Raw genomic sequence first — 13,022 nt, 5'->3', positions numbered from 1 at the left:
AAGATGAGAAAATTGACGGCAAATCAATGTTTAAAAATGGAGCAATAATTCTTCCAGGTGGTGGATCTGCCAGTCTACATAATCAGGAGCTTCCTTTTTATTGGGGTTGAAAAAGATGGCCTGCATACCAAAATTCTTAGCGCCTATGATGTCAGCTTCCAGGCTGTCGCCAATCATGATACTTTCTGTTTTGGAGGCCCCGGCTTTTTGTAAGGCATATTCAAAAATTGCTTGATGGGGCTTGTTAACGCCTACATCTTCAGAAATGATCACATTTTTAAAATAAGGATTTAATGCTGAGCGGTCCATTTTCATTAAAGTACTTTCTTTAAATCCATTGGAGATGATGTGCAGGTCGAATTTCTGTTGAAGATAGCTTAGTACCTTTGTTGAACCCTCAAATAAATTTGTTTTGGTGGGTGTCATGCGGACATAATCGTCCTCAAATTGCTGCGGTATGTGGTCTGGATGAATACCCAGTTGAATAAATGTTTTGCTGAAACGTTCAGAGCGCAATGTTTCTTTGGTGATTTTTCCGATATGGTATTCTGCCCAGAGCAGGTGGTTGTTTGCCGTATATACCTCAATGAATTCCGTGCAAGAGCTTAAGCCCAGTTTTTGCAATGCATACTGTTCATAAAGTTCTGTCAGTGTTTCCTCTGCGTTTCTATCAAAATCCCAAATGGTATGATCGAGGTCGAAAAATATATGTTTGATCATAAGTTCCTTATTATGTCGCAAAGGTACAGACAATTTTTCTGAGGTATTTTTTATTTAAAACTTTCTCTGTCACCCCAATGTTTTATCCTTTACGCGGCCAAAAGCCTGACCTAAATTATCCTTATATTTGATCTTAATTGCGGTTTAGCTTAGCAACCAAGATTCCTGGCGATGCGCAACATTAAAAGAACACCGGATGAAGTTTAAAATTGTTTCTGATTACAGACCTACAGGAGATCAGCCTGCTGCCATTAAACAATTGGTAGAAGGCGTGAATAACGATGAACATTACCAAACGCTGCTTGGTGTAACCGGTTCTGGAAAGACGTTTACCATTGCCAATGTGATTCAGGAAACGCAAAAGCCGACCCTGATTTTAAGTCACAATAAAACATTAGCTGCACAACTTTACGGTGAGTTTAAACAATTCTTTCCGGAAAATGCAGTCAACTATTTCGTTTCCTATTACGATTATTATCAGCCTGAGGCATTCATTGCCAGTAGCAACACTTATATAGAAAAAGATTTAAGCATTAATGAAGAGATCGAAAAGCTCCGGCTCCGGACAACCTCAGCCCTGATGTCCGGGCGAAGAGATGTCATTGTGGTATCGTCCATTTCCTGCATTTATGGTATGGGTAATCCTGAAGATTTCTCTAAATCTGTGTTTCGTTTTTCTGTAGGTACCCGTATTTCCAGAAACTCTTTTTTACATAGCCTTGTCGAGATTTTATATGCCCGTACCACTACTGATTTCAAACGCGGGACATTTCGGGTTAAAGGAGACACTGTAGATATTTTTCCGGCTTACCTGGATAGTGCTTACCGGATTTCTTTTTTTGGGGATGATATTGAGGAATTGAGTGTGATTGATCCGGTAACGGGAAAGACATTGGAGAAACTGGAGGATATGGCGGTGTATCCGGCTAATCTGTTTGTTACGCCAAAGGATAGGTTCACCTCATCCATTTGGGGTATACAGGAAGAGTTGGAGATCCGTAAAAATCAATTGATTGGAGACCGGCACCTGATTGAAGCCAAGCGGTTGGAAGAAAGGGTGAACTTTGATATCGAAATGATGAAGGAACTGGGCTATTGTTCCGGTATTGAGAATTATTCGCGGTTTTTTGATGGTCGTGCTGCCGGTATGCGTCCCTTTTGTTTGCTGGATTATTTTCCCGATGATTACCTGATGGTGATTGACGAAAGTCATGTGACTGTACCACAGATCAGGGCTATGTATGGTGGTGACCGGTCGCGTAAAATGTCATTGGTAGAATACGGTTTCCGTTTGCCTTCTGCCCTGGACAACCGTCCGCTGAATTTTGATGAGTTTGAAAGGTTAGCACCACAAACGATTTATGTGAGTGCTACACCCGCGGATTATGAATTGCAAAAATCAGAAGGTATCGTAGTGGAACAGGTCATCAGACCAACAGGCCTGCTGGATCCTTTAATTGAAGTGAGACCGGCGATCAACCAGGTGGATGACTTACTGGACGAGATTGATAAGACTATAAAAATGGGCGACCGGGTATTGGTGACTACACTCACCAAAAGAATGGCCGAGGAGCTCACCAAATATATGGATCGTCTGAACATCAAGGTACGCTATATTCACTCTGAGGTGAAAACCCTGGAACGGGTAGAGATTCTGAGGGGCTTAAGGCTGGGCGAATTTGATGTCCTGATCGGAATCAACCTGCTTCGGGAGGGATTGGATTTACCTGAAGTATCCTTTGTGGCTATTCTGGATGCCGATAAGGAAGGTTTTTTACGGTCTGATCGTGCGCTGATCCAAACCATTGGTCGTGCAGCACGTAACGATCGGGGCCGGGTGATTATGTATGCAGATAAAATAACCGAGTCTATGGAGCGAACCATTGATGAGACCAACAGGCGCCGGGAAAAGCAGGTCATTTACAATCAGGAAAATGGTATTGTGCCAAAGACAGTTGGTAAAAGCCGTGAAGCCATCATTGAGCAGACTTCCGTATTGGATTTCTCTTCTGGTGAAAACAAACGAGGTAAACCATATGTTGAAGTAGATGAGGTGAGTATGGCTGCCGATCCTATTGTACAATATATGACCAAACCAGAAATGCAGAAGTCGATCGATAAAACCCGGAAGGAAATGGCTAAAGCCGCTAAGGATATGGACTTCCTGCTTGCAGCGCGCTTAAGGGACGAAATGTTTGCGATGGAAAAGTTGTTTGAAGAAAGATTTGGTAAAAGCGTAAGTTTGTAAATTGAGAAATACGAATGGACGGAAAAAATAGAAAAGACATTTATCCAGGATTGGAGGTAGATATTATCCTGAAGAAGGATCAGCGGAGCGGTAAATTAACCCGGGGTATTGTCGCCAATTTGTTAACTTCGGCACCTTTTCATTCCAGGGGTATTAAAGTGCGACTGGAAGATGGGCAGGTAGGCCGAGTTGCTGAAATTGTGGATGAGCTGTAGTGGCGGTATTGTAATGACATTGCAATAATCAGCGGATGCTTGTAATAATCAAATTTCAAATCCGTCTATAGCTTAGTTATTGATTATAAACGTTAAAAAATTAAATGGGAGCATTAGTAAAATTTCTTCTCATCACGGTCTTGATTCTATACGCCATTCGTTTGCTTTTTCGCTGGTTGTTTCCGGTGGTATTGGCGAAAATGGTAAATAAAGTGCAGGATCAAGCCAATGAACAGGCCCGTCAGCGTAATCCAAAACCTGAGGGGTCTATCTCTATTGATTATGTGCCACCTCAGCCTAAGCATGGCAATGCGGATAAGTTGGGCGATTTTGTCGACTACGAGGAAGTCAAATAGCCTGTTTTTTCCCACTTCGGCGATTTTTTTCGAAAGTCATCTGGAGAACAATAAAAATGTTTTGATATAAAGCTTTTTTGGCTAGTTTTGGGGTTAGTTTATAATCTAAACCACCCTTAATGAATAATTGGTTAAAAGCGAATGGCATACATCTTGCCATCATTGGATTTTTTGTTGTCATCTGCTTTGTCTATTTCAGCCCTGTGCTGCAAGGTAAAGGCCCTTCACAAAGTGATGTATTGCAGGCTAAAGCCATGCAAAAAGAGATTATGGAGTATAAGGAGAAGGATGGCAAAGCCCCCTTATGGACCAATCAAATGTTTGGTGGGATGCCTGCTTACCAGATCTGGGCAAAATATAGCTCCAGCGTTGCTACCTATGCCATGCATCTGGTGGTGAATACACTTCCGGCACCAGTTGGCCCTGTATTGCTTTTGCTGATCGGTACTTATTTTTTATTCATAGTACTTCGTGTAAATCCCTGGCTCGCTGCTGCAGGCGCCATTGCTTTTACATTTACTACATATAACTTTGTGTTGATTGCAACCGGGCACAACAACAAAGTACTGGCCATAGGCTTTTTTGCACCGTTGATTGCCAGTATCATCATAACTTTAAGGGGTAAATATTTGCTGGGCGGTAGTTTGTCAGCCTTGTTCCTGGCTTTGCTGATCCGGGCAAACCACGTGCAGATGGCATATTATCTGTTCTTATCCATTATCATCTTTATGGGTGTAGAAATTTATCAGGCCTATAAGAAAAAAACTTTGCCTGATGTTTGGAAAGCGATAGGCACACTTGCTGTAGCTTTAATCGTAGGTGTTATGGTTAATGCTGCATTATTGTGGACTACAGCAGAATATGCTCAGGAAACCAACAGGGGAAAATCAAATTTAACCAGTGCAGCCAGCGACGGTGGAAATGCCAACGCAAAAGAATATGCTTATGGATGGAGTCAGGGTGTAGGAGAGAGCTTCACATTTTTGATTCCCGATTTATATGGTGGTGCAACAAGCATCAATGAACTGGTAAAACCAGAAAGCCATATGTATAAGGCTGTTGCTGAGGTAACAGGTGGTGATCCCAACCAAACCATTCAGGTAATCCAGCAGCTGGGTCAAAATTTGAATATGCAACAGTACTGGGGAGAAAAACCTGGAACTTCTGGTGGATATTATTTTGGTGCAGTGATCTGTTTCTTATTTGTTTTTGGCTTATTTATCGTTCGAAGTCACTTAAAGTGGTGGATATTGGGAACAACAGTATTGTTTATTTTCCTGTCTTTCGGTAAAAATTTTCCTTTAATCTCTGATCTGTTCTTTGACTATTTCCCATTGTACAATAAATTCAGGGCTGTAGAGTCTATTTTAGCTGTTGTAGGCTTAATGGTGCCGATATTAGCCATTCTTGCCGTCAAAGAAGTTCAGGATGGGCAGACCGATCAGAAGGTATTGTTACAAAAACTAACCTGGTCGGCAGGAATTACAGGAGGTTTTGCTTTGATTGTGGCTGTCGTACCAACTTTGTTCTTCAGTTTTAAGACCGCAAATCACCAGGAAATTGTACAGGCACTTACGCAAAGTTTACAAAATAACACAACGATTGCTCATAACATTGCAAATGCCCTGATCTCCGATCGTATTGCCATTGCACGGGCTGATGCCTTCCGCTCCTTTATATTTATTGCCATTGCCTTCGGTTTGATGTGGGCATTGATTGGTAAAAAAATGGGCTTTCAGACGGTTATGGTCTTACTGGCATTGGTGGTCTTGGTTGATATGTGGCAGGTTGACCGTCGTTACCTGAACAACAGCAACTTCTCCAGTAAAGCTGATTTGAGTGCTCATTTTCAGCCTCGTGATGTGGATGATTTCATTATGGCTGATAAAGACCCTGACTTCAGGGTTTATGACCAGAGTATCGCGACTTTCTCAGATGCCAGTGCTTCGCAATTTCATAAAACAATTGGTGGCTATCATGCAGCGAAGTTGAAACGCTACCAGGAGTTGATTGAAAAGCAGTTTGCAAAAAGTGTGAACCAGGATGTACTGGATATGTTGAATACCAAATATATCATCACACAGGACCCGCAAAATGGTTCTTATAAAATGCAGCGTAACGCAACAGCTGCGGGCCATGCCTGGATTGTGCCGAACGTACAATTTGCAAAAAATGCGGATGAAGAGATGCAGGCCATCAGCAGTTTTGATCCTAAGAAGGAAGCGATTGTAGATGTCATGTATAAAGATAAATTGGATGAAAAGCGTTTAGGCCCTGGTACAGGAGCGATGATTAAGTTAGATAGTTACCATCCGGATCATCTGGTTTATTCCTATAGCGCCCCTACGGATGTTGTAGCTGTGTTCTCGGAGATCTATTATGACAAAGGCTGGAATATGTATGTTGATGGTGCTAAAAAACCTTATTTCAGAGCCGATTACGTATTACGTGCGGCACAGCTTGAGGCTGGAAATCATAAAGTGGAATTCAAGTTCGAACCAACCTCATATTACATGGGTGAACACATCTCACTGGCAGGATCTATTTTGCTGGTTGCAGGGTTTGGTTTAGCTTTTTACACAGAACGGAAGAAAAAGAAATAACTTAAGCAACTTTTTGTATTTTTTAGTTATCAAATAGCTCTTATGAAATGGATCATCGTATTCGCATTTTTAACTATAACAAGTTTGTCTTTGTATGCACAAAGTGGTGAAAACGTATTTTATCTAAAAGATAATGGCGAATTTGTAACCAGTGTGGATAGTGCTGACTTTATACGTGTTATTGAAAGGGCTGATTCAGGTTCGGTGAATTTTAAATTGGTAGAATACTTTAAAAATGGCAAAGTTAAAACTTTAGGTTCCGTTTCAAGTTTTTATCCTTTCCTGATATATGAAGGAAGTCTTGTCAGATATAAAATGAATGGGGCAAAGGAAGCTATGTTCAACTACCAAAACAATCAGCTGGTGGATAAATCCTATCTTTTTTTTGAGAACGGCGCGCTTAAGAAAATTACTGAATATGCACTTGATGATCGGCGTTATAAGGTTGAAAAAACAATGTACATGGCAGATTCTTTAGGAAATGTTATGGTTAAGGATGGGAATGGACATTTTAAAGAGTTTTTTAAAAGCCCGGACCAAAAAGAGCTGCTTAGTTTAGAGGGGGATTATGCTGCTGGCTTTAGCGACGGTGTCTGGTTTGCCACTAATGTTTCTGGTACCTATTGGTATAAAGAGCAGTTTGATAAAGGCAAATTTGTTTCAGGGGAGAGTTCGAAAGACGGTCAGAATTACAAATACACCATACAGGAAGAGGCTCCGAGTTATAAAAAAGGTATCGCAGCATTCTTTACTTATCTAAAGCAAAACCTTAAATATCCCAATGCAGCATGGCAAGCTGGTATACAAGGCAAGGTGTTTTTGAACTTTGTGGTAGAGAAGGACGGTAGCATTTCAGATGTTAAGGTTGCTAGAAGCCTGAATCCCGACCTCGACGCAGAGGCTATTCGGGTTGTTCAGCGCTCGACTGGATGGATTCCTGGCAAGCAACATGGATTTCCAGTCAGGGTTAAATTTAATATTCCTGTAACCTTCTCCATAAGTCGCTAGTTGAATTGATAACGTATTGTTAATCGTTTGTTAATCTTCATGTTCTACTTTTGGGAATAAACTAATATCCCCATGGTGGAATTGTTTTTTATTGCTTGTCTGATCGCAATTGTTGCGCTTTTTTTTAGTTCTTATGAACTTACAATAGAGGAGGATGATGTCTAAAAGAGAAGTTGATATTGTTGTCATTTCTGACGTCCATTTGGGCACCTACGGTTGCCATGCCAAAGAACTTCTAAAATATTTGAAGAGCATTAAGCCCAAAATGCTGGTCCTGAACGGGGATATCATCGACATTTGGCAATTCAGCAAAAGGTATTGGCCGGAAACGCACATGAAAGTGTTACGTAAACTGATGAAGTTTGTTGTGGAAGGTGTACCAGTTCACTATCTGACCGGTAACCACGACGAATTGCTTCGGAAATTTGCAGATATGCACATGGGTACGTTTCACCTCCAGAATAAATTGGTTGTAGAACTGGACGGCGCTAAGGCCTGGTTCTTTCATGGAGATATCTTTGACGTGACGATGCAGCATTCCAAGTGGCTTGCCAAACTGGGCGCAGTTGGTTACGATTCACTTATCCTGATCAATAGCATGGTCAACTGGATCCTCAAATTATTCGGAAGGGAAAAAATGAGTTTTTCTAAAAAGATAAAAGCCAAGTTTAAAGATGCGGTAAAATTTATCAATAGTTTTGAAAATACGGCTGCCGAACTGGCAATCGAAAACGGCTATGAATTTGTGATCTGCGGACACATTCATCAACCGGAAATGCGAACCATTGCTGTAGAAAACGGACAGGTGACCTATCTGAATAGTGGCGACTGGGTGGAAAATCTGACCGCACTTGAGTATCACAATAAAACCTGGAAGATTTTTAAATACGATCCTAAAGACTTTCAAAAAGATGAGGTTGAGGAAGGGCAATTGTCTGATAGCGAAGATTTATCCAGTAAGCTGGACATCAATGTTTTGCTCCAGAAGATTAAATTGGAAATTGTCTAAATCATAACACCTGCATGAGCTTACATTTCCTATTTTCTATTCATCGCAGTTAAAAAATAATTATATACTGGTGAAAATTACAGATATTAGGTGCAGATGAAAATACTTTATGCCATTCAGGGTACAGGTAACGGGCATGTCAGTCGCGCTAGAGAAATCGTGCCATTGCTGCAGCAGTACGGAGACGTAGATTTGCTGATCAGTGGTACCCAGGCCGACGTTAAGCTGACGCAGGAGATCAAGTACCAATTGCATGGGTTCAGTTTTATTTTCGGAAAAAAGGGTGGGGTCAATCACCTTGAAACCTGGAAGACCATGGACTTACCTCAATTTGTTAAAGATGTAAGGACACTTCCTTTAAAAGACTATAACCTCATATTAAATGATTTTGAGCCTGTAACAGCCTGGGCGTGCCGGGTAAAAGGCATAGAAAGTGTGGGCTTAAGTCATCAGGCCTCTTTTCAATCTAAAAAGGTTCCTAAACCAAAAAGCATAGATTGGGCACAATTGGTACTGAAGTACTATGCACCCGCCTCACATTACGTAGGTTTTCATTTTGACCGTTACGATGATTTCATCTATACACCTGTAATTCGTGCAGAGATCAGGAACATGCGCACCAGCAACCTGGGCCATTATACGGTTTATTTGCCTGCGATAGATGACCGCTGGCTTGTGCCTTTACTCAAGCAGGTGCCAAACGTAAACTGGCAGGTGTTTTCTAAACATACCAAATTAAGTTATACGGATGGAAATGTCGCTGTCTCGCCAATTCACAACGAATTGTTTAACATCAGTCTGGCTTCCTGTGCCGGTTTTTTGAGTGGTGGCGGCTTTGAAGGCCCTGCCGAAGCACTGTTTCTAGGGAAAAAGCTGTTGGTGGTGCCTATGAAATTCCAATATGAGCAGCAGTGTAATGCTTTTGCATTGAAGCAATTTGGTTTGCCTGTCATTTGGGGAAGCAATAAGAATTGGTTGCCTGTAATTAAGGACTGGGTAGAGCGTCCGCAAGAGCATCAATTTCATTTTCCGGATGAAACCGCTGCAGTAATAGATAAAGTTGTCAAACAGTTTGCCAGATAATTTGCTTTACTTTGCCTTAGTAAACAGGCATGATCAATCAATTTAGAAATTTAAACCCTATAAATCTGCTCATATTATTCGCATATACTTTTTTTATGCGGATTGCCATATTTGCAGAAACACCTCCGGAACTTAATTTTGAGTTTTTGGAACCTTATACCAAGTTCTTCATTCAGATCCCTATTCAAAATACATTTTCGCCAAGTGCCAATGTGTTTTTTGCGGGCGTCATCATTTATATCCAGGCCATTTTGTTTAACCGCGTGGTGAATAACCATAATTTGCTGAATAAGCCTGGTTTTCTGCCGGCACTGATGTACATTACGGGGGCCAGTTTGTTTATGCCCTTCCTGGTACTTAGCCCCACGTTGATCTGTAATTTTCTGTTGATCTGGATGATGGATAAGTTTCTCAAAATCGGTAAGTCCTCAAATGCCATCATGATCATGTTTGATATCGGGATGATTATTGCTATAGGAACCCTCATCTATTTCCCCTTCATCGTGATGTTGGTGATGATCTGGCTGGCTTTATTGCTGTACCGTTCCTTCAACTGGCGGGAATGGATTTCCGGCCTGGTGGGTTTTTTAACCATTTTCTTTTTTGTAGCCGTATATTATTATTGGAACGATAGTCTTTCCATGTTCTATAAGATCTGGTTGCCACTGGCCAATAAATTTCCTTCCGTATTTAAAATTCAATACAATGATTACCTGGTATTGGTTCCGGTAGTGGTGATGATGGTTTTGGCTATTCTTCAATTGCGGGAGAACTTTTTCAGGAGCTTTATCAGTACCAGAAAAGCCTTTCAGATGCTGTTTTTTATGTTCCTGATTTCGATTGTCAGTTTTTATACCAAACCGGATTTTAACCTTTATCATTTCTTACTTTGTGTGCCTCCGGGTGCCGTTTTGCTAGCTTATTACTACTCTAATGCCAAAAAGAGATGGTTTTATGAAAGCTTGTTCCTGATTTTGGTTTTTGCGATCCAATGCTTTTTGTTTAACGTTTTTTAACAAATTGACGCGTTGAAACTTGCTAAAGATTGATAGCTTTGTGCCATGAAGTTTGAAGTAGGTCATGCATAACCTTGTTTTAGATATTGGTAATACGAATATTAAACTGGCCGTTTTTGAGGAAAGAACGCTGGTTGATTACCAGATTTTAAAGCAAATTGATCCGGATATGCTGATTTCTTTAATCCAGCAGTACGACATCAAAAATGCAACGATTTCAAGTGTAAATGCAGATTTGGAGGAGGTTGTTGATGTTTTGAAAAAAAGAACCCGGTACATCCCTTTCTCAACGCAAGTGAATACGGGCATCGATAACCATTACCACAGCTTGTCAACCTTGGGATTAGACAGGTGGGCTAAAGTTTTGGCAGCCCATGCAGCTTATCCTGGTCAGAATTGTCTGATGATTGATGCTGGAACCTGTATGACTTACGATTTACTCAACAGCGCTTCAGCGTATTTTGGCGGTAGCATTAGTCCGGGAATACACATGCGTTTTAGTGCCTTAAACCATTTTACAGGTCGCTTGCCATGGGTAGACTGGAATGAAAATGAAGAGATTCCAGCTGGGACAGATACGATATCTGCGATAAAAAATGGGGTTTTACAAGGTTTATTGAATGAAGTTGAAGGATATATATCCTCCTATAATAAAGAAAATATTGATCTTACGGTACTGTTAACAGGTGGTAACGGAGCTTTCTTGCTGAAGCAATTAAAAAACAGCATCTTTGCGCCGCAAATTATACACGATCCGTATTTGGTGTTAAAAGGATTAAATGAAGTTATTGCGTTTGAATATGTACAAAAAAATTAATTATATAGTAGCTATAATGGCCTTGTTTGCCAGTGTTTCGGTTAAGGCGCAGGTTACTTCACAATCCCCATATTCCAGATATGGGTTAGGAAATGTAAACAGCTTGCTGTTGCCTCAGTTTAAGGCAATGGGTGGTATTTCTACCGGTGTTTATCGCCCGGACGGTTATAGCAACATCAACATGCAGAATCCGGCTACTTATTCAGGTATCATGATGACTGCTGTAGACATCGGTGCTTCAGTTGAGTTTAAAAAATTAAAACAAGGCAGTCTTTCAGAAGGCAGTTTCAATGGTTCATTGAGTCACATTGCATTGGCTTTCCCTTTAAACCCGGGTCGTACCGGATTAAGCTTCGGCTTGCTGCCATTTACAGATGTAGGTTACCAATACACCAAAAACTCCGGGTATGCAGCTAATGGATCAAGTACACTGGATTCTACGGCTTTCAATAACCGTTATTCTGGTGAAGGTGGCTTAAATAAAGCATATCTGGGATTAGGACAACAGTTTGGCGATTATGTGCGCATTGGTGCCAATGTTGAATATATTTTCGGTAACTTGATCCAAACCCAAACCATTGAGCCTGTTACTTATCCTGCTTACAATACAAGACAGCAAATTAAAAACAGTGTTGGTGGAATTGGCTTTTCTTACGGTGCACAATTTGAAATTCCTTTGAGTACCAAAAGCCGTATTACATTGGGTTATTCCGGATCAGCATCTTCCAGCATCAGCAGCGATCGCAGTACAGTGTTAACCAGGTTCCCTTTCGATCCCTCTACTGGTGAAGAGAATCCTGCTTCTTATGTTACCGTGGATTCAGTTCAGCAGAATGGTATTAAATTGAAACTTCCTTTGATGCACAATTTTGGTTTTTCCATTCAAAGAGATAACAAATGGATGATTGGCGCTGATTTTAGAACCGGAAAATGGTCTAAACTGACCATGGACGGTGTAAACGATGGCTTACAGGATAGCTGGGGTTTCTCAGCGGGTGGACAAATCACACCTGATATCAATTCAATCGGCAGTTATTTTAACCGTATGGATTATCGTGCTGGTTTCACTTATGATAAAACGTATATGCGAATCAGCAGTCAGGACATCAAACAAATGGCAGTTACATTTGGATTTGGATTGCCATTGGTTTACAACAGATATGCCGTTTATAAGATCAACCTGACTACAGAATTGGGTAAAAGAGGCTCGATGACGAATGGTCTGGTACAGGAAAATTACGTCAACATCCATTTAGGATTCACTTTAAACGATACCTGGTTTAAACGATTTAGGTTTGATTAATGAAAGCAGGTCGCTTTGTTTTTCAGGGAATTGCCATCTGTCTGGTTCAGCTGTTGCTGAGCAGTTGTGGGGATGATGATTTGAAGAAAGTTGAAGTCATCAAAAAGATCAGCTTAAATGTAGACCGGACTAAAGGTGTAGAAATCATATACAGTGATTCGGCTAAGGTAAAAGCAAAAGGTTATGCGCCGGTTTTGGATAAGGTTACCCCATCCAGCGGTTCGCCCTATCAGGAAATGCCTAATGGGGTTAAAATTCAGTTCCTGGATGAGTTCCAAAAGATTACCGGCACCATTACTTCCGATTATGCCATTATGAAGGAGACGGAGAAGCTGATCATCTTTAAACGCAATGTGGTGGTGGTTAACCAAACCATGACTTTCAATACTGAAGAATTAATCTGGGACCAGAATAAACAGATGTTTTTTTCACCAAAAGGTATCGTAACCAATCCTGATGGTTCATTTGCCGATGCTGTAAACTTTAGTGCCCCTCAAAATTTCAGCACCTATTCCACCGGAAGCGGAAATGGCGAAGCATTTATCAACGGAAAATTGGGCGAGTAAAATCGGAAAAATACAGGTCTTAGAACCTTAGTTTTTAAATACTTATTCAAATACAATTTAATATTTTCTTTTTTTACC

Annotated in this window: 12 protein-coding genes; 11 read left to right on the top strand and 1 reads right to left on the bottom strand. The window is 40.8% G+C overall.

What is annotated here, in order from left to right; all coding sequences use genetic code 11:
* Window positions 1–30 precede the first annotated feature (30 nt).
* Window positions 31–720, bottom strand: a complete 690-nt coding sequence (locus tag IM797_RS13715) for a YjjG family noncanonical pyrimidine nucleotidase (RefSeq protein WP_194127715.1) — start codon at window positions 718–720, stop codon at window positions 31–33.
* Between the two features lie 196 nt (window positions 721–916).
* On the opposite strand from IM797_RS13715, the gene uvrB reads away from it, so the two are divergent.
* The 11 genes from uvrB (at window position 917) to lptC (ending at window position 12,944) form a co-directional block, all read left to right on the top strand.
* Window positions 917–2,968 (top strand): excinuclease ABC subunit UvrB, encoded by a 2,052-nt coding sequence (uvrB, locus tag IM797_RS13710; protein ID WP_194127714.1) that lies wholly within the window; start codon window positions 917–919, stop codon window positions 2,966–2,968.
* 14 nt (window positions 2,969–2,982) lie between these two features.
* Window positions 2,983–3,183 (top strand): YwbE family protein, encoded by a 201-nt coding sequence (locus IM797_RS13705; protein WP_194127713.1) that lies wholly within the window; start codon window positions 2,983–2,985, stop codon window positions 3,181–3,183.
* A gap of 104 nt (window positions 3,184–3,287) precedes the next feature.
* A complete protein-coding gene (locus IM797_RS13700; protein ID WP_194127712.1) occupies window positions 3,288–3,539 on the top strand; it encodes a DUF4834 domain-containing protein in 252 nt (83 codons plus the stop codon).
* Window positions 3,540–3,658: 119 nt separating this feature from the next.
* On the top strand, window positions 3,659–6,142 hold the full coding sequence (locus tag IM797_RS13695; RefSeq protein ID WP_194127711.1) for a YfhO family protein: 2,484 nt from the start codon (window positions 3,659–3,661) through the stop codon (window positions 6,140–6,142).
* A gap of 42 nt (window positions 6,143–6,184) precedes the next feature.
* A complete protein-coding gene (locus tag IM797_RS13690) occupies window positions 6,185–7,150 on the top strand; it encodes an energy transducer TonB (RefSeq protein WP_194127710.1) in 966 nt (321 codons plus the stop codon).
* Window positions 7,151–7,307: 157 nt separating this feature from the next.
* Window positions 7,308–8,159 (top strand): UDP-2,3-diacylglucosamine diphosphatase, encoded by an 852-nt coding sequence (locus tag IM797_RS13685; protein WP_194128035.1) that lies wholly within the window; start codon window positions 7,308–7,310, stop codon window positions 8,157–8,159.
* A 96-nt stretch (window positions 8,160–8,255) separates the two neighbouring features.
* The gene (locus tag IM797_RS13680) at window positions 8,256–9,242 is read left to right on the top strand and encodes a glycosyltransferase family protein (protein WP_194127709.1); all 987 of its coding nucleotides are present in this window, start codon (window positions 8,256–8,258) and stop codon (window positions 9,240–9,242) included.
* 95 nt (window positions 9,243–9,337) lie between these two features.
* Complete coding sequence (locus IM797_RS13675) at window positions 9,338–10,258, top strand: DUF6427 family protein (RefSeq protein WP_228098858.1); 921 nt, start codon at window positions 9,338–9,340, stop codon at window positions 10,256–10,258.
* A 64-nt stretch (window positions 10,259–10,322) separates the two neighbouring features.
* A complete protein-coding gene (locus IM797_RS13670) occupies window positions 10,323–11,075 on the top strand; it encodes a type III pantothenate kinase (RefSeq protein WP_194127707.1) in 753 nt (250 codons plus the stop codon).
* Window positions 11,038–12,378, top strand: coding sequence for a hypothetical protein (locus IM797_RS13665; protein ID WP_228098857.1), 1,341 nt, complete (start codon window positions 11,038–11,040; stop codon window positions 12,376–12,378). The genes IM797_RS13670 and IM797_RS13665 overlap by 38 nt, the downstream gene beginning before the upstream one ends.
* Complete coding sequence (lptC, locus tag IM797_RS13660; RefSeq protein ID WP_228098856.1) at window positions 12,378–12,944, top strand: LPS export ABC transporter periplasmic protein LptC; 567 nt, start codon at window positions 12,378–12,380, stop codon at window positions 12,942–12,944. Before IM797_RS13665 ends, lptC begins: the two co-directional genes overlap by 1 nt.
* The last annotated feature ends 78 nt before the right edge of the window (window positions 12,945–13,022 follow it).

The sequence above is a fragment of the Pedobacter sp. MC2016-24 genome, from assembly GCF_015223055.1.
Classification (GTDB): domain Bacteria; phylum Bacteroidota; class Bacteroidia; order Sphingobacteriales; family Sphingobacteriaceae; genus Pedobacter.
This window is presented reverse-complemented; position numbering and strand designations above follow the sequence as displayed.